Here is a 16,705-nt window from a genome sequence, read left to right as displayed (position 1 = left end):
GCCTATACGGTGGGACCAACAAGGGTCAGAAGAACAAGGGCGACGATGACACAGACAGCCCAGAAGCCGTCGAGCCGATCCATGACTCCGCCATGTCCCGGAATGAGGTGGCTCGAATCCTTGACCTGACAATGGCGCTTAAGAGCCGACTCGCCCAGATCGCCAATCTGACTGGCAACAGATGCCACAATGGAAAGAGCTGCGATGCCAGTGAAAGTCAGAGGAAGGGCAGCGTCATAGCGCCGGCCGATCCAGGCTACTAGCAGCCCGCATGCGGTTGCGGCAACGACACCGCCGATGAAGCCCGACCAAGTTTTCTTAGGGCTGATCGGAGGGCAGAGCTTTGGGCCTCCAAGAGTCCGACCCGTGAAATAGGCCGCAATATCGGTCGCCCAAACCACGGCAAACATCCAGAGCAGGCCAAGGATGCCAAGATCCGGGTGAGCTCGCACGATCGGCGGGACGAGGATGATCGGAGCCGCGTAGAGAAAGCTGGAAATGGCCCAAATACGTTTCCGAGCATCGGACACGGCAAAGGTCCCGACTGCCAGAAAGGCAACACTTACGGCCAGATAAAACCAAACCTCAGCACCGAGCAGAACGAGGAGCGTCAAGGCTGCTAAGCCGACACCGAGAATGACTTGGACAAGACGACGGGGCTGGATCGCCGTCATGTCGGTCCATTCCACCACAATCGCGATTCCGGCAGCCAGCCAGAACAGGGAAAAGGCCCAGCCGCCCAGGTAGGCCGTGAGAAGCGCGGCGGCCACCATGACCAGGGCGGATAGAACCCTGGTCGACAGTTCCTTGGATGGGACCGGCTTGGGATGAGGTGGCGAGGAGCCTTCGTCCGCAACCATTATCAGCCAGCCCGGACGCTCAATCCACCGAACCGGCGGTCGCGTCTGCAATACTCGTCGACGGCGGACCGGAATGCGGCCTCGTCGAAATCAGGCCAGTAGCATGGCAGGAAGATGAACTCCGAATAGGCGGTCTGCCAGGTCAAAAAGTTCGAAACCCGCTGCTCGCCGGACGTCCGGATGACCAGGTCCGGATCCGGTATGCCGTGGGTATCGAGTGCCGCCTCGATTTTGTCCATGTCGATCTCGGCTGGATCGAGACCGCCTTCCTTCACTCGCAGGGCCAGCGCCCGCACGGCGCTCACGATCTCCTGACGCCCCCCATAATTGAAGGCGATCACCAGAGTCAGACCGGTATTGGAACGGGTAAGCTGCTCGGCCTCATCCAGGAGAAGGCGGATGTCGGAGGCCAACCCCTCCCGCTCTCCGATAATCCTGACCCGGATGTTGTTGGCGTGAAGCTCCGCCAGGTCATGCCTGACGAAGCGCTTGAGCAGGCCCATGAGGTCCGAGACCTCTTCAGCCGGGCGCCGCCAGTTTTCAGCGGAGAAGCTGTAAACCGTCAGGTAGCGGATCCCCAGGGCTCCCGCCGTGCGCACGGCCTGGCGGATTGCCTCGACGCCGCGCCGGTGCCCCTCGAAGCGGGGAAGGCCCCGTTGAGCAGCCCAGCGGCCATTGCCATCCATGATGATGGCAACATGGGCCGGCATCCCCTCGCCTGCTTCCCTGCAGGCAAAGCCTGGATCCATCCGTTTGGCTTCGCCGCTCATGATGTCCTGTTCCAATGCACGCCTTTAAGGATCAGACGTGCATGATTTCCTTTTCCTTGGCGACCAGAATGCCGTCGATCTCGGTTACGAACTGATCAGTCGCCTTCTGCACCTGGTCCGCATGGCGCTTGCCGTCATCCTCGCTGATCGCGCTGTCCTTCTCAAGCTTCTTGAGGAGGTCGAGGCCGTCGCGGCGCACGTGACGAACGGCAACCTTCGCCTCTTCGGCATATTTGTGCGCGACCTTCACCATCTCCTTGCGGCGCTGCTCGTTCATCTCCGGGATGCGCAGGCGGATCACCTGGCCTTCCGTCTGGGGATTGAGGCCGAGATCCGACTCGCGGATCGCCTTCTCCACGGCAGCGACCATGCCCCGATCCCAGACCTGGACGCTGAGCAGGCGCGGCTCCGGCACGTTCACGGTAGCCACCTGCGAAATCGGCATCGATGCGCCATAGGCATCGATCTGGATCGGATCGAGCAGATTCGGGGAGGCGCGCCCCGTCCTGAGACTGGCCAAGTCGTTCTTGAATGCGTTGATCGCGCCCTGCATGCGGCGCTTCACATCGGCGATATCAAAGGTCGTAGCCATCGGTTTTGTCCTTACGCGAACTGTCTAAACGGGCTTACGCCCCCCAGGGTCCAGCATCAAGACCCCTGGATCAAGGGGCGACGACCGTAGAAGGCACTTTCCCCTGGAGAAGCGCCGTGATGGAGCTGGGAGCATGAACCGAACCCACGATGATCGACAGCCTGCTCTCGCGAGCCAGGGCAAAGGCCGCCGTATCCATGACCTTCAAGTCCCTTGCGATGGCCTCGTCATGGGTCAGACGGTCGAATCGGACCGCGTTCGGGTCTTTCTTGGGATCGGCCGAATAGACGCCGTCCACCTGGGTCGCCTTGAGCACCGCATCGCAGCGCAGCTCGGCGGCGCGCAGGACTGCGGCGGTATCGGTGGTGAAGAACGGGTTGCCGGTACCGCCGGCCAGAACCACGACCTGACCCTTGTCCAGGTGATGCAGGGCGGGCTGGCGGGCATAGGTTTCGCAGATCGTCGGCATGGATACCGCCGACATGGTGCGGGCCGGAACGCCGGCGGCGTTCAGGGCCGTCTCGATGGCGAGAGAGTTCATGACCGTGCCGAGCATGCCCATAGAATCGGCGGTGGGCCGGTCGATCCAGCCGGCGGCGCTCATACGGGCACCGCGGATGATATTGCCGCCGCCGATGACAACCGCGATCTCGAACCCGGCACGGGTGGCCTGGGCGAGATCTTCTGCCAGGGAGGACAGGATCTGAGGATCGAGCCAATACCCGTCGGGGGCCATGAGGGCCTCGCCCGAGAGTTTTACCAGGATGCGCCGGAACGTCGCCATCGTCAGACCTTTCTTTTCGAAGCCTCTCATGAAAACGGCGGCCCGAAAGCCGCCGTTTTTAGTTGGGCTCGATTTAGGCCTTGAGACCGGCCTGAGCGGCAACTTCCGCCGCGAAGTCCGGAGCCTCCTCCTTCTCGATGCCCTCGCCGAGGGCATAGCGGACGAAGGCCTTCAGAGCGACCGGTTTGCCGGCCTTGGACTCGGCTTCCTTGAGCACCTGGGACACGGTCTTCGACGAGTCGTGCACGAAGGGCTGCTCCAGGAGGGTGACTTCCTTGAAGTAGCTCTTCAGGCCGCTCTCGACGATCTTCTGCATGACGTTGTCGGGCTTGCCGGCGTTCTTGTCGCGCAGGATCGCGGTCTCGCGGTCGATGGTCGCCTGATCGACGCCGGAGGCGTCGAGAGCTACCGGGCTGGTGGCGGCCACGTGCATGGCGATCTGGCGGCCGAGCGTGCCGAGAACGGTCACATCACCTTCGGATTCCAGGGCTACGAGAACACCGATCTTGCCGAGGCCTTCGGTGACGGCATTGTGGACGTAGGACGCAATGACGCCCTTCGACACTTCGAGCTTTGCGATGCGGCGCAGGGTCATGTTCTCGCCGATGGTGGCGATGAGCTCCTGCAGGCGGTCCTTCACGGTGGTCTGCGAACCCGGGAAGTGGGCAGCCTCAAGCGACTCGATGGTGCCGTTGCCCATGAGGCCGATCTTGGCGGCTTCGCGAACGAAAGCCTGGAACCCGTCGTTGCGGGCGACGAAGTCGGTCTCGGAGTTCACTTCCAGGATCGTCGCGGTGTGGCCTGACGACTCGACGGCCACGAGGCCCTCGGCGGCCACGCGGCCAGCCTTCTTAGCAGCCTTCGAGAGGCCCTTCTTGCGGAGCCAGTCGATCGCTGCCTCCATGTCACCGTTGGTCTCGGCGAGGGCGGCCTTGCAGTCCATCATGCCGGCGCTGGTCGTCTCGCGCAGCTCTTTCACCATCGCAGCGGTAATGTTCGCCATGGCTGTTCCTTTCAAAGGTTTATGCATAGAGGGAGCCCGGCGCTCGTGGAACGCCGGGCTCGATCATTCGTTCAAGCGGCGCTGCACGATGCGGCGCCGTGAGGCTTACGCAGCAGCGGCTTCGATCATCGAGCGGGCCTGGTTGATCCAGCCATCGCGCTCGAGACGGCCATTCAGCTTCAAGTCCTTGTCGAGCTGAGCGGAATCGGCCGGCTGCATGGCAGCGAGCTGCCAGTAGTGGAAGATGCCGGCTTCATTGAGCTTCTTCTCGAGCTGCGGGCCAACACCGTTGAGCTTGGTCAGATCATCCGGAGCGCCGCGGGGAGCCGCCAGACGCTCGAACTGCTCGCCCTCATAAGCGGGGACAGCAACCGTGTCGTTGGCCGGAAGCTCTTCAGCCATCGGGTTCTCGGAAGCACCGATGTCGATGCCCATGTCACCGGCACCGCGGGAGATGCCGTCGAGGGCAGCGCGAGCAACTAGATCGCAATAGAGCGAGATCGCACGACCGGCGTCGTCGTTGGCCGGAACCGGGAAGGTGATGCCGTCCGGATCGCAGTTCGTGTCGACGATGGCTGCCACCGGGATGCCGAGGCGCTTGGCCTCCTGGATCGCCAGCTGCTCCTTGTTGGTGTCGATGACGAAGATCAGGTCGGGCGTGCCGCCCATGTCCTTGATGCCGCCAAGAGCGCGCTCGAGCTTTTCCTTCTCGCGGGCGAGCATGAGGCGCTCTTTCTTCGTGAGGCCCTGGCCGCCGCCGGCAAGGATTTCGTCCACCTTGCGCAGGCGGGAGATCGAGCCGGAGATGGTCTTCCAGTTGGTCAGCATGCCGCCGAGCCAACGGGAGTTCACGTAGTACTGGGCCGAACGCTTGGCCGCATCGGCGACTGCATCGGAAGCCTGACGCTTCGTACCGACGAAGAGCACACGCCCGCCCTTAGCCACCGTGTCGCTGACGGCCTGGAGGGCGCGGTGCAGCATCGGAACCGTCTGGGCAAGGTCGATGATGTGGATGTTGTTGCGGGTACCGAAGATGAACTGACCCATCTTCGGGTTCCAACGGTGGGACTGGTGTCCAAAGTGCGCGCCAGCCTCAAGCAGGCTGCGCATCGAGAAATCAGGAAGCGCCATAGTCTATTCTCCGGTTAAGCCTCCGCGGAACAGTGGACCGGACCCTTCCGGCCACCGGGGGTTCCTCATGGACTCATGAGGGGATTCCGCGTGTGGGATGCGGGCGCATATAGGGGTAAACGGCTCGAAACGCAAGCAGGACGTTCTCCTGCCGGAGCATGGCGCCATCCCGCCTTAGACCCCTTCATCGCAGGACAGATCTCGGGCAGGCCTGAGGCCCATGGCACAGGAATATACGCTGCCCTGCCCTTCGTCCGGGATGACGCTGATTGAGCCAGCACCTTGGGGCCCGCAGCGTGAGCTGCGAGCCTGTGCGGTGATCGAGGGTGGCGCGACTGGCAGCTCGGCTCGATGATGGGTGGTGAGAAGGAAGAGCCGGAGTGCCTCTTCGCGCACGGCTTCTTTAGGCGGACAGGCGGGACCAGCCCGGTGACCGCTCAAGGCGTGGCCCGTCTGCTCGACGGGGGCCTTGAACCGATTCCGACCACCGGCCCACAGCCTGGGCCTCCCGTCACAGGGGTTTGCGAAACCTCTGCACGAGACCGTGCCTGCTCCCACACTGCGACGCCTCGCGAGCGCGCCCCTCAGAGAAGCAGGTCTACCCAATGATATAGCCCAGCTTAGGACCAAAGTCAAGAACAAAATGGGAACATTGGCTCGGCCGGACCCTCTCTCTGCGAGGGAGAAGTGCTGCACTGCCTCAATTCATATGAACGTCTACCACTCCAGGCACGGCCCGGAGGGCACCGGCAATCTGAGGCGAGGCCATGTATTTACCGGGAAGCTTGACCTCAACCTCCCGATCCCCGTCGTCGAGAATCAGAACCAAGGACACCTCCCCTTCGCCCCGGGTCTTCAGCCGTTCACAGACGCTGGAGATCGGACGTTCATCCCGGAGGAAGATCCGCATACCCTTCTGGTGCTTGGCGAGAGCTTCTTCGAGAGGCTCAGCAATGCCGATTCGCGCCCTCACCTCCTCGCCCTCGAGTCCCGCCTGCAGCATGAGGACGACGGCGGCGCCCGGCTCAAGCACATCACGAAAGCGCATGAGGCCCTCAGAGAAGATTATGGCTTCATACTGCCCGGTCTGATCGGAGAGCATGAGAATGCCCATCTTATTGCCGGTCTTGGTGCGCCGCTCCTGGCGATCGAGCACGGTCGCGGCCACCCGCCCGACAGAATTGCCTGCCTTCACGGAACGGCAGAACTCAGACCAAGTCTGAACCCGGAGCTTCTTGAGGAGGTCGCCGTACTCGTCGAGCGGATGCCCCGAGAGGAAGAAGCCGACTGCATCAAACTCCCGCTGGAGCCTCTCGGCCGCCGGCCAGGGGTCGTAAGATCCGATCCGCAGCTGAACATCCGCCGAAGCGACGCCCCCAAACATATCGGCCATGCCGCCATTGGCTGCTTCGTGGGATTGCTGGGCCAGACTCATCATGGATTCCACGGAGGCACAGGCCTTCGCCCGGTCCGGCTCCAGCTCGTCCATGGCGCCGGCAGCGATCAGGTTTTCCAGGGTGCGCTTGTTGATCATGCGCGGATTGATGCGCCGGGCAAAGTCGGCGAGATCCTTGAAGGGCTTGTCTCCACGGGCCTCGATCACGCTCTCGATGGCCTGCCGGCCCACACCTTTGACGGCAGCCAATGCATAGAGAATCTGTCCCTGGCCTTCATCGTCATACTGCACATCGAACACCACGCCCGACCGGTTGATGGACGGCGGGATGACCTTGAAGCCGAGGCGCTGTGTCTCGCGGCGGAATTCCGACAGCTTGTCGGTGTTGTCGAGATCGAGCGTCATGGACGCGGCCAGGAACTCGACCGGGTGATTGGCCTTCAGATAGGCGGTCTGGAACGCGACGAGCGCGTAGGCCGCCGCGTGGCTCTTGTTGAAGCCGTAATCGGCGAATTTCGCGAGCAGGTCGAAGATCTCGTTGGCCTTCGCCTTGTCGAGGCCGCCCTCCTTCGCACCGGAGACGAAACGCTCGCGCTGCGCATCCATCTCGGCCTTGATCTTCTTACCCATGGCGCGGCGCAGAAGGTCCGCGTCGCCGAGCGAGTATCCGGAGAGGACCTTGGCCACCTCCATCACCTGCTCCTGGTAGACGATGATGCCGAAGGTCTCACGCAGGATCGGCTCGAGCTTGTCGTGCGGGTACCAGTCCTTCTTGTTGCGTTCGTCCTTGCCGAGCTTGCGGGCGCAGTAGACCGGGATATTCGCCATCGGACCCGGACGATAGAGCGCCACGAGAGCGATGATGTCCTCGAAGCGGTCGGTCTCCATTTCGACAAGGGCCTTGCGCATGCCCGCCGATTCAACCTGGAACACGCCGACCGTCTCGCCGCGCTGGAGCATCTCGTAGGTCTTGCGGTCATCGAGAGGCAGTGCCGAGAGGTCGATCTCGATCCCCTTGCGCCGGATGAGGTCAACGGCTGTGCGCAGAACAGTGAGCGTCTTGAGGCCGAGGAAGTCGAACTTCACGAGGCCGGCCTGCTCGACCCATTTCATGTTGAACTGGGTCACCCGCATGCCGGTCTTCGGGTCTCGGTAGAGCGGCACCAGTTCCTGCAACGGACGATCGCCGATCACCACGCCAGCCGCGTGCGTCGAGGCATGCCGGTGCAGGCCCTCGAGCTTCTGCGCGATGTCGAGCATGCGCTTGACCACAGGCTCTTCGTCGATCGCCGTCTGCAGCTTCGGCTCGCCTTCGATTGCCTGTGCGAGCGTCACCGGATTGGCTGGGTTCTGCGGCACGAGCTTGGTGAGTTTATCCACCTGGCCGTAGGGCATTTCCAGAACGCGGCCAACGTCGCGCAGCACGCCGCGGGCAAGCAGCGTACCGAAGGTGATGATCTGGGCGACCTGCTCTTCGCCGTAGCGCTGCTGCACGTATTGGATCACGCGCTCGCGGCCATCGACGCAGAAGTCGATGTCGAAGTCGGGCATCGACACGCGCTCCGGATTCAGGAAGCGCTCGAAGAGCAAACTGAAACGCAAGGGATCGAGATCGGTGATGGTGAGCGCATAGGCCACGAGCGAGCCCGCGCCGGAACCACGGCCCGGACCGACCGGAATATCATGGTCCTTCGCCCATTTGATGAAGTCCGCCACGATGAGAAAGTAACCCGGGAACTGCATCCTGCGGATGATGCCAACCTCGAAGGCCAGGCGGTCGCGATAGATCTGCTCCGTCAGCCCCGGCGCCGGGCCATGGGCGGCAAGACGCTTGGCAAGGCCTTCTTCCGCCTGACGCTGAAGCTCCTCGCCTTCGTCGAGAGTGGCTGCGTCGGGGCCGGTGCCGAAACTCGGCAGGATTGGCTTGCGGGTCTTCACGCGCGTCGCGCATCGCATGGCGATCTCGACGCTCGCCTGCAGAGCATCCGGCAGATCCGCAAACAGCTCCACCATCTGCTGGCGCGTCTTGAAATGGTGCTCCGGCGAGAGGCGGCGGCGATCCGGGTTTGAGACGATCTGTCCTTCCGCAATGGCGAGCAGCGCATCGTGCGCTTCGTAGTCTTTCACTGACGAGAAGAAGGGTTCGTTGGCGGCAACGATCGGCAGGCCGTTGCGGTCGGCGAGCGTCAGCAACTCGCCCTCGATCAGGCGCTCGTCCTCCAGCCCGTGGCGCTGGATCTCGATATAGAGCTGATGGCCGAAGGCTTCCTTCAGGATATCGAGGCGAGTCTGGGCCAAATCCTGACGCCCACCATTGCGCAAGGCGCTGTCGAGCGGCCCCGTAAAGCCGCCTGTAAGCGCGATGATCCCCTGACTATGGGTGGACAGGACGGGAGCGGCAACGCGCGGGTTTTCGCCCAGCGGCACGCCGAAATAGGCGTGGCTCACAAGGCGCATGAGGTTGCGATAGCCTTCTTCGTTCTGCGCGAGCAGCACGATGTTGGCGGGTTTTGGCACCACGCGGGCCACTGGGTCCGCCTCCTCGAAGCAGACCGAGAGCTGGACGCCGGCGATGGGCTGGATGCCGGAACCCGCCATTTTCTCGGAAAATTCGAGACCGCCGAAGAGATTGTTGGTGTCGGTGAGCGCCAGCGCCGGCTGCTTGTCGGCGGCGGCGAGTTTCGTCAGTTGCGCGATCTTCAGGGCACCCTCGAGCAACGAATACGAGGAATGCACGTGAAGATGAACGAAGCCGATGTCGTGAAGAATGCGCGCCATGAAACTCTACTCACTCAATGACACGCATAGTGACACGATTCTTTCCTCAGAAATCCTAACCCAGGATGTAGAGGACTATGTTCCTGTGAATCGCGGTGGGTTGTTGTGGATTCCCGGTATCAAGCGATGGGAGAAAGGACCAGAGCCCAGATTGCCACGGCCGAGCCGAACATGGCGAGCGAAGCGATTTCGGCGGTGGTCTCGATGATGAAGCGAAGCATGGTTTGATCTCCGTGTTCCCAATATGTTCATATTTGTTCATTGGATGTTCTGTGTAAAACCTGTGCAGGGTTCGGCTTCGAGACGGAGTCAACAAAGCGTAAAGGCGCAAAAACGCGCGGACCGGGGCCCATAGAGGGCGACAGTCGAAGTCTTCAATAAGAGCTTTAAACCTCAGGGCAGTTGAACGATCAGCCCATCGCGGATGGTCACGCGCCGGTCCATGCGTGCCGCGAGATCCATGTTATGGGTGGCGATGAGGGCCGCGAGCTTTGAGGCGCGGACGATGGCCACGAGAGTCTGGAAAACTCGGTCGGCCGTGTGCGGGTCAAGGTTGCCAGTGGGTTCATCCGCCAGCAGCAGGCGGGGCGCGTTGGCAACCGCGCGGGCAATGGCAACACGCTGCTGCTCGCCGCCCGAGAGCTCGCCGGGGCGGTGATCGAGGCGCTTGCCCAACCCCAGGAAGGTCAGAAGCTGCTTCGCCCGATTCTGTGCTTCAGGCTTCGCCAGGCCGCGGATGAGCTGCGGGATCACCACGTTCTCCAGGGCGGAGAACTCCGGCAGGAGATGGTGAAACTGATAGACGAATCCGAGTTCTTCACGCCTGACCCGGGTGCGGTCCTGGTCGTTCATTGCAGCCGTCTGTTTCGACCCGACAAAGACCTCGCCGCTGTCCGGCTTTTCGAGCAGGCCTGCCACGTGGAGCAATGTCGACTTGCCGGTGCCTGAAGGCGCCACGAGCGCCACGATCTCGCCCGGCCAAATCGCGAGGTCTGCCCCACGCAGCACTTCGAGGAAGCTTTCCCCCTGGGGATAGCGGCGCTCGACTTTCGACAGGTACAGGGCGGGCTGGGACTGGGCTGGCGACATATTTATCCGTAACGCAACGCCTCGACGGGATCGAGTTTCGCGGCCCGCCAAGAGGGATAGAGGGTCGCGAGCAACGACAGCACCATCGCCATGACGAGGATGGTCGCCACCTCGGTGGGATTCACATCGGCCGGCAGGCGACTCAGGAAGTAGAGTTCGGCCGGAAAGAGGTTTGTGCTCGTAAGCCGCGAGATGACATCGCGAATGGTTTCGACATTGAGCGCGAGCAGGAGACCGAGGCCGAAGCCTGCGATTGTTCCCACAATGCCGATGGAGGCTCCGGTGATCAGGAACACGCGCATGATGGCGCCACGTGTCGCCCCCATGGTCCGCAGAATCGCGATATCCTCCGACTTGTCCTTCACGAGCATGATGAGGCCCGAGATGATATTGAGCGCCGCCACCAGCACGATCAGCGTGAGGATGAGGAACATCACGTTGCGCTCGACCTCGAGGGCGCCGAAGAAGGTGCGGTTGCGCTGGCGCCAGTCGGTCATCAGGATCGGACGTCCTGCCGCCTCGTCGATGGCCACCCGGGCCTCGTCCACCCGATCTGCATTGTCGAGATAGACCTCGATCAGTTGCACGTCGCCCTGGCGGTTGAAATAATTCTGCGCCTCCGTCAGCGGCATGAACACGAAGGTGGAGTCGAACTCCGACATGCCGATCTCGAAGATCGCCTTCACCGGATAGCCCTTCACCCGCGGCGCCGTGCCGAAGGGCGTGGAGGCCCCGCGCGGGGTAATCAGCGTGAAGGTATCGCCGGCCTGAAGCGAGAGGGCATCGGCGAGACGCCGGCCGATCGCCACCCCCTCGCCTTCATCGAAATCATCGAGCGTGCCCTGACGGATATTGCCGGAGATGTGCTCGATCTTCTGCAGATCCTCGGGGCGAATGCCGCGCACAAGAACACCGCTGCCGTTGTATTGCGAGGAGCCGAAGGCCTGCCCCTCCACCAGCGGAATGGCGCGCCTAACACCTGGCACGGCGGCGATGCGCGCGGCCACCTCCGGGTAGTCGGTCAGAGGGCTTTCTATAGGCGCCACGAAGATATGGCCGTTGATGCCGACGATCTTGTCGAGCAGCTCCTTGCGAAAGCCGTTCATGACCGAGAGCACCACGATCAGAGTGGCAACGCCGAGCATGATCCCAAGGAACGAGAAACCGGCGATGACCGAAACGAAGCCTTCCCGCCGCCGCGTGCGCAGGTAGCGCCCGGCCAGCATCCACTCGAACAGAGAGAAGGGCTTAGTCCCTGTAGGTGCCGTTTTGGTTTCCGGTGCCTTGGCCATGGAGATTATTGATGGCCGCTCAGGCGGGCGGACACATCCTCGAGGGACAGTGTCTCGCGCTCGCCGGTGGCACGGCGCTTCAACTCCACCTTGCCTTCCGCAAGCCCCTTCGGTCCGATCACCACCTGCCACGGCACGCCGATGAGGTCGGCGGTGGCGAACTTTCCACCGGGGCGCTCGTCGCGATCATCGTAGAGCACGTCGCGTCCAGCGGCGGAGAGCTCGCGATAGAGCCGCTCGCAGGCAGCGTCCGTACCGGCGTCGCCTGCCTTAAGGTTGAGGATCGCCACATCGAAGGGCGCCACGGCCTCAGGCCAGATGATTCCGTTCTCGTCGTGGCTCGCCTCAATGATGGCGGCGATCAGGCGGCTGGGGCCAATGCCGTAGGAGCCCATATGGACGTCCCGCTCTTGCCCGTCCGGCCCCATGACTCGCGCGCCCATGGGCTCGGAATACTTGGTGCCGAAATAGAAGATATGACCGACCTCGATACCGCGCGCGGACATCTTCTTCTCGTCCGGAACGGCATCGAAGGCGGCGGCATCATGCATCTCGGAGGTGGCGGCATAGAGCGACGTCCACTTGTCGACGGTGCTCTGCAGGCCGGGGATATCATCGAAATTGGTATCCACCGCCGGGATGTCGAAGTTCAGGTAATCGGCGTGGCAGAACACCTCGCTCTCACCCGTCGAGGCCAAGATGATGAACTCGTGGCTTAAGTTTCCGCCGATGGGTCCCGTGTCCGCCCGCATAGGAATGGCCTTTAGGCCCATCCGGGCGAAGGTGCGCAGGTACGCCACGAACATCTTGTTGTAGGAATGGACGGCCCCAGCCTGGTCCAGATCGAAGGAATAGGCGTCCTTCATCAGGAACTCGCGCGAGCGCATGACGCCGAAGCGCGGACGCACCTCGTCGCGGAACTTCCACTGGATGTGATAAAGATTCAGGGGCAGGTCTTTGTAGGAACGCACATAGCCCCTGAAGATCTCCGTGACCATCTCCTCATTGGTGGGGCCGAACAGCATCTCGCGCTCGTGCCGGTCCTGGATGCGCAGCATCTCCTTGCCATAGGCGTCATAGCGGCCCGACTCGCGCCACAGATCCGCCGACTGAATCGTCGGCATAAGAAGCTCGACGGCGCCGGAGCGGTTCTGCTCCTCTCGGACGATGGCGTTCACTTTGTTCAGCACCCTTAGCCCCAGGGGCAGCCAAGCGTAGATGCCTGCCGATTCCTGGCGGATCATGCCCGCGCGCAGCATCAGGCGGTGGGAGACGATCTCCGCTTCTTTGGGCGTCTCGCGGAGAATGGGGAGAAAGTAGCGGCTCAAACGCATGGGACGCCTTTTAAGGTCTCGATCTGAACAAAAGCTGAGTAACGACTCGTTTCCAGCACACAACACAGGCCCCGGGCAAAAGACAAGCTGTCATCAGTTCGCAGGGCCTGCGGTGATATAAATTAGACCAAAGATGAATACCGAAAATGCCGAAATTTGCACCATCGGTGGCTTGGGAAAGGTGACACCCCAACGGAAGGTGACTATAAACAAAATCCTAACGTCTTTAGACCTTAAGGGGTCAGAGGCTGCGGTCCGAGTTTCGGGAGGAACAAGACCCCTAAGCGCCAAACAGGCGCTGGCCTAAGAAAGCCAGGGATCAAAAATTGCCAAAAGGCAGTTCAGGCAAGGCGAAAGCCTTGCTTTTCTTTTTTGGCTCCTTGTCGGAGTTCTCTAAAGTCCCGCCAAAGGGAAGACTGCCGCGACGATCACCAACACCACTGAAGCAACAAGTGTCGTCCAGATCGCCTTTTCGCGCAGGGCGGGAAGCGCCGGCGCTCCCGGCTCGCTGCCTCGGACCACTTCACCGGTCTCCCTCTGACTGCGGACGTCGAAGGGCAGAACGGCAAAAAGCAGAACCCACCAGATCACGAAGTAGAGGGCCAAGCCGCCGCTCACCCGCAAGTCGAAGCCGTTGACCGCGACGGCAACGGCAATCGCGGAGACGACTATCACTACGGCCAGCGTGGACCAGAACGAGCCAGCAAGAGTTTTGACGAGGCTTATCAACAGCTTGTCCTCAGGCTTGTTCAAGTTCGACAAGGGTGCCGTTGAAGTCCTTGGGGTGCAGGAAAAGCACGGGTTTTCCATGAGCTCCGATCTTCGGCTCGCCTGAGCCGAGCACCCTAGCCCCGGAATTCACAAGCTGGTCCCGTGCAGCGTTGATGTCATCCACTTCATAGCAGATATGGTGGATGCCGCCGTCCGGGTTCTTCTCCAGAAATCGGGCAATGGGTGACTCTGAGCCTAGAGGCTCCAGCAGCTCGATCTTGGTGTTAGGAAGGGTAATGAAAACCACTGTCACGCCATGCTCCTCGAGCGCCTCAGGCGCGGAGACCTGGGCACCAAGGGTGCTGCGATAGAGCTCGGAAGCCGCCGCGATATCGCGCACGGCAATGGCGACATGATTGAGACGTCCGATCATTACGGTTTCCTTCGGCCTATGGCGCCTTATGCCTCGATCACGAGAACGTGGCAGGCAGGCTTCTTACCCCATTCCTGGTTCACAGAGGCGCGGACGGCCCGGTGAACGGCGTTCTCGACAGCTTCAGGATCCCGTCGTTTGGCTTTTGGCAGCCCATCGAGCAGGTCCGCAACAGTATCGGCAATAATGTCGGTCAAGTCCCGCCCCTGCCGGTTCTTGTCTGGGAGGCCCATGGCGTCGATCACTGGATCGCCCACGAGTTCGCCCCGGTCGTCGATGGCGATCGCGACCGTCACGATGCCGGCGAAGGCAAGCTTGCGGCGCTCCGGGAGCGCCCGATCTCCTGCCCCGATCACGATGTTCCCATCGCGGTAGAGACGTCCTGCCGGAATGGTATCGACAATCTCGGCCGGGCCAGGAGCGAGGCGCACCAAGCTGCCGTTCTTCGCACGAACCACTTCCTGCACGCCCTGCTGGCGGGCGAACTTGGCGTGCTCGCTCAGGTGCAAGGGCTCGCCGTGAGCCGGAATTGCGATGCGGGGCTTCGTCCACTGATACATCTGGGCGAGTTCGCCCCGGCGCGGATGGCCCGAGACGTGAACCAGTTCCGTGCGATCCGTGATGATCTCGATTCCCTGGTCGATGAGGCTGTTGATGATGGAGCCGACTGCCTTCTCATTCCCGGGAATGGCCCGGGAGGAGAAAATCACCCGATCACCGGCTGAAAGCGCGATGTCCGGATGCTCGTCCTGAGCGATGCGGGCCAGAGCGGCACGAGGCTCCCCTTGAGAGCCCGTCAGGATGGCCACAACCTTGTCGCGCGGCATGTAGCCGAAACTATCCGCCGCGCGGAACTCGGGCAGATCATCGAGGTATCCGCATTCCTTCGCCACCTCGACGACCCGGTCCATGGCGCGTCCGACGACGATCACTTCGCGTCCGCATTCACGGGCTGCTTCGGCTACGGAGCGGATGCGGGCGACATTGGAAGCAAAGGTGGTCACCGCCACCCGGTGCGGAGCATCCTTGATCAGTGCGGCAAGGTTCCGCGAGACGTCGGCCTCGCTGGGGCTCGTGCCCTCGCGCACCACGTTCGTCGAGTCACACACAAGGGCGAGAACACCTTCGTCACCAAGCCCCCGGAAGGTCTCCTCCGACGTCAGGCTGCCGAGATAAGGAGTGCTGTCGAGCTTCCAGTCGCCGGTATGGACCACGAGACCGTGCGGCGTCCGAATGGCCAGGGCATTCGATTCCGGAATCGAGTGGGCGACAGGCACATACTCGATATCGAAGGGGCCAAGTTTCAGGCGCTGACCCGGCGCGATTTCATTGAGGGCGACTTTCGGCGCGTTAGCCTCCGACAGGCGGCGTGTTTCCAGCAGACCGATGGCGAACTTCGTCGCATAAACCGGTGCGTTCAGACGAGGCCACATCTCGACGAGGGCGCCGATGTGATCCTCGTGGGCGTGGGTGATGAAGATGCCGAGAAGGTTATGGCGCTCCTCCTCGATGAAGCGCAGGTCCGGATAGACGACGTCGATGCCAGGCAGGTTCTCTTCACCGCCAAAGCCCATGCCGCAATCGACAAGGATCCACTGTCGGTCGTTCTCGGGCCCAAAGCCGTACAAGGCCGCGTTCATGCCGATCTCGCCGAGACCGCCGAGGGGGAGAAAAACCAATTCGTCCTGGTGGGAAGCCATTAATATTGAGACCTTTTCGCGCCAGCGCTCGGCTTGGCTATATCGTGCAGCAAATTGGGAAAATAAAGGTCGCCCGCGTCGATGAGTTCCACGCCGGCACTGCCCTTGAGTTGCAGGCGTCCAAACCGGTCGAGCCCTTCGAAGACACCCCGCCGCTCACCTGAGGGTAGCCGGAGGGTGACCTCCTGCCCTATCCCAGCGGCGCGCTCAAGCCAGAGCCTGCGAATGGCGCCAAATGGATCGGACGTGTTCATGCGGGAGGATGTCCGCCACGCCGCGAAAGTTGCGGCAAAGGCGGAAGAGAGTGAGAGAAAAACCTCATTCCGGGTCAGGCTCGCCTTCACCTGCTGCAGGCTTGCTGCCGGATACGGCGTACCGGAGGGAGCGAACGATACGTTTACCCCGAAGCCGATCACAATGGCGAGCTGTCCCCCCGGCTGAAGCCCGTGCCCTTCGAGGAGAAGCCCCGAGACCTTGGCCCCGTCGAGCAGGAGGTCGTTCGGCCATTTGAGGGCGAGGCGCGGAGCGCCAAGGCCGGTGACCGCCTCTACGGCTTCGTGAAGGGCGAGACCCGCCACGAAGCCGAGCTGCGGTGCGCAAGCCACGTCACAGGGATCGATGAGCAGAAGGCTGGCATAGAGGTTGCCTCGAGGCGACGACCATTGCCGGCCGTGCCGCCCCCTGCCCGCCAGCTGTTCGGCGGCGGTGATCCAGAGCTGTCCTGGATCGCCTGACCGAGCGGCTTGGAGCGCATCATCGTTCGTCGAGCCTGTCGCCTCGAGGGAAACCAGCCTGTATCCGGCGGACTCGGTCTCGGGCGACAGGTGCACGA

Annotated in this window: 14 protein-coding genes; all 14 read right to left on the bottom strand. The window is 62.2% G+C overall.

What is annotated here, in order from left to right; all coding sequences use genetic code 11:
* Positions 1–2: 2 nt before the first annotated feature.
* Positions 3–860 carry a phosphatidate cytidylyltransferase gene (locus I2H36_RS04010; protein WP_196262541.1) on the bottom strand — a complete coding sequence of 286 codons (858 nt, stop codon included), beginning with the start codon at positions 858–860 and terminating at the stop codon, positions 3–5.
* Between the two features lie 2 nt (positions 861–862).
* Positions 863–1,630 (bottom strand): isoprenyl transferase, encoded by a 768-nt coding sequence (locus tag I2H36_RS04005; RefSeq protein WP_196262540.1) that lies wholly within the window; start codon positions 1,628–1,630, stop codon positions 863–865.
* Between the two features lie 31 nt (positions 1,631–1,661).
* Positions 1,662–2,222 (bottom strand): ribosome recycling factor, encoded by a 561-nt coding sequence (gene frr, locus I2H36_RS04000; RefSeq protein ID WP_196262539.1) that lies wholly within the window; start codon positions 2,220–2,222, stop codon positions 1,662–1,664.
* Positions 2,223–2,292: 70 nt separating this feature from the next.
* Entirely contained in the window at positions 2,293–3,006 is a 714-nt protein-coding gene (gene pyrH / locus I2H36_RS03995) for a UMP kinase (RefSeq protein WP_425523267.1), read from the bottom strand.
* A gap of 73 nt (positions 3,007–3,079) precedes the next feature.
* The gene (gene tsf, locus I2H36_RS03990; RefSeq protein WP_196262538.1) at positions 3,080–4,009 is read right to left on the bottom strand and encodes a translation elongation factor Ts; all 930 of its coding nucleotides are present in this window, start codon (positions 4,007–4,009) and stop codon (positions 3,080–3,082) included.
* Positions 4,010–4,114: 105 nt separating this feature from the next.
* Positions 4,115–5,140 carry a 30S ribosomal protein S2 gene (locus I2H36_RS03985; RefSeq protein ID WP_196262537.1) on the bottom strand — a complete coding sequence of 342 codons (1,026 nt, stop codon included), beginning with the start codon at positions 5,138–5,140 and terminating at the stop codon, positions 4,115–4,117.
* A 700-nt stretch (positions 5,141–5,840) separates the two neighbouring features.
* On the bottom strand, positions 5,841–9,314 hold the full coding sequence (dnaE, locus tag I2H36_RS03980; protein WP_196262536.1) for a DNA polymerase III subunit alpha: 3,474 nt from the start codon (positions 9,312–9,314) through the stop codon (positions 5,841–5,843).
* Between the two features lie 393 nt (positions 9,315–9,707).
* Positions 9,708–10,403: an ABC transporter ATP-binding protein gene (locus tag I2H36_RS03975; RefSeq protein WP_196262535.1), complete on the bottom strand. Its 696-nt coding sequence runs from the start codon at positions 10,401–10,403 to the stop codon at positions 9,708–9,710.
* Between the two features lie 2 nt (positions 10,404–10,405).
* Positions 10,406–11,695, bottom strand: coding sequence for a lipoprotein-releasing ABC transporter permease subunit (locus I2H36_RS03970; RefSeq protein ID WP_196262534.1), 1,290 nt, complete (start codon positions 11,693–11,695; stop codon positions 10,406–10,408).
* A 5-nt stretch (positions 11,696–11,700) separates the two neighbouring features.
* Complete coding sequence (gene proS, locus I2H36_RS03965; protein WP_196262533.1) at positions 11,701–13,029, bottom strand: proline--tRNA ligase; 1,329 nt, start codon at positions 13,027–13,029, stop codon at positions 11,701–11,703.
* Between the two features lie 393 nt (positions 13,030–13,422).
* Complete coding sequence (locus I2H36_RS03960; RefSeq protein ID WP_343234389.1) at positions 13,423–13,758, bottom strand: DUF1467 family protein; 336 nt, start codon at positions 13,756–13,758, stop codon at positions 13,423–13,425.
* Positions 13,759–13,768: 10 nt separating this feature from the next.
* Positions 13,769–14,173: a methylmalonyl-CoA epimerase gene (gene mce / locus I2H36_RS03955; protein ID WP_196262531.1), complete on the bottom strand. Its 405-nt coding sequence runs from the start codon at positions 14,171–14,173 to the stop codon at positions 13,769–13,771.
* Positions 14,174–14,199: 26 nt separating this feature from the next.
* Positions 14,200–15,873 (bottom strand): ribonuclease J, encoded by a 1,674-nt coding sequence (locus I2H36_RS03950; protein WP_196262530.1) that lies wholly within the window; start codon positions 15,871–15,873, stop codon positions 14,200–14,202.
* Positions 15,873–16,703 carry a biotin--[acetyl-CoA-carboxylase] ligase gene (locus tag I2H36_RS03945; protein ID WP_343234388.1) on the bottom strand — a complete coding sequence of 277 codons (831 nt, stop codon included), beginning with the start codon at positions 16,701–16,703 and terminating at the stop codon, positions 15,873–15,875. Before I2H36_RS03945 ends, I2H36_RS03950 begins: the two co-directional genes overlap by 1 nt.
* Between the last annotated feature and the right edge of the window lie 2 nt (positions 16,704–16,705).

Source organism: Microvirga terrestris, assembly GCF_015694425.1.
GTDB lineage: Bacteria > Pseudomonadota > Alphaproteobacteria > Rhizobiales > Beijerinckiaceae > Microvirga > Microvirga terrestris.
Note: the sequence above shows the minus strand (reverse complement) of the source record. Positions and strands in the feature narration are given on the sequence as shown.

Excerpts from the sequence above, each read along its gene's own strand:
- I2H36_RS04010 (WP_196262541.1), bottom strand. The coding sequence starts at position 860 with ATGGTTGCGGACGAAGGCTCCTCGCCACCTCATCCCAAGCCGGTCCCA.
- I2H36_RS04005 (WP_196262540.1), bottom strand. The coding sequence starts at position 1,630 with ATGAGCGGCGAAGCCAAACGGATGGATCCAGGCTTTGCCTGCAGGGAA.
- frr (WP_196262539.1), bottom strand. The coding sequence starts at position 2,222 with ATGGCTACGACCTTTGATATCGCCGATGTGAAGCGCCGCATGCAGGGC.
- pyrH (WP_425523267.1), bottom strand. The coding sequence starts at position 3,006 with ATGGCGACGTTCCGGCGCATCCTGGTAAAACTCTCGGGCGAGGCCCTC.
- tsf (WP_196262538.1), bottom strand. The coding sequence starts at position 4,009 with ATGGCGAACATTACCGCTGCGATGGTGAAAGAGCTGCGCGAGACGACC.
- I2H36_RS03985 (WP_196262537.1), bottom strand. The coding sequence starts at position 5,140 with ATGGCGCTTCCTGATTTCTCGATGCGCAGCCTGCTTGAGGCTGGCGCG.
- dnaE (WP_196262536.1), bottom strand. The coding sequence starts at position 9,314 with ATGGCGCGCATTCTTCACGACATCGGCTTCGTTCATCTTCACGTGCAT.
- I2H36_RS03975 (WP_196262535.1), bottom strand. The coding sequence starts at position 10,403 with ATGTCGCCAGCCCAGTCCCAGCCCGCCCTGTACCTGTCGAAAGTCGAG.
- I2H36_RS03970 (WP_196262534.1), bottom strand. The coding sequence starts at position 11,695 with ATGGCCAAGGCACCGGAAACCAAAACGGCACCTACAGGGACTAAGCCC.
- proS (WP_196262533.1), bottom strand. The coding sequence starts at position 13,029 with ATGCGTTTGAGCCGCTACTTTCTCCCCATTCTCCGCGAGACGCCCAAA.
- mce (WP_196262531.1), bottom strand. The coding sequence starts at position 14,173 with ATGATCGGACGTCTCAATCATGTCGCCATTGCCGTGCGCGATATCGCG.
- I2H36_RS03950 (WP_196262530.1), bottom strand. The coding sequence starts at position 15,873 with ATGGCTTCCCACCAGGACGAATTGGTTTTTCTCCCCCTCGGCGGTCTC.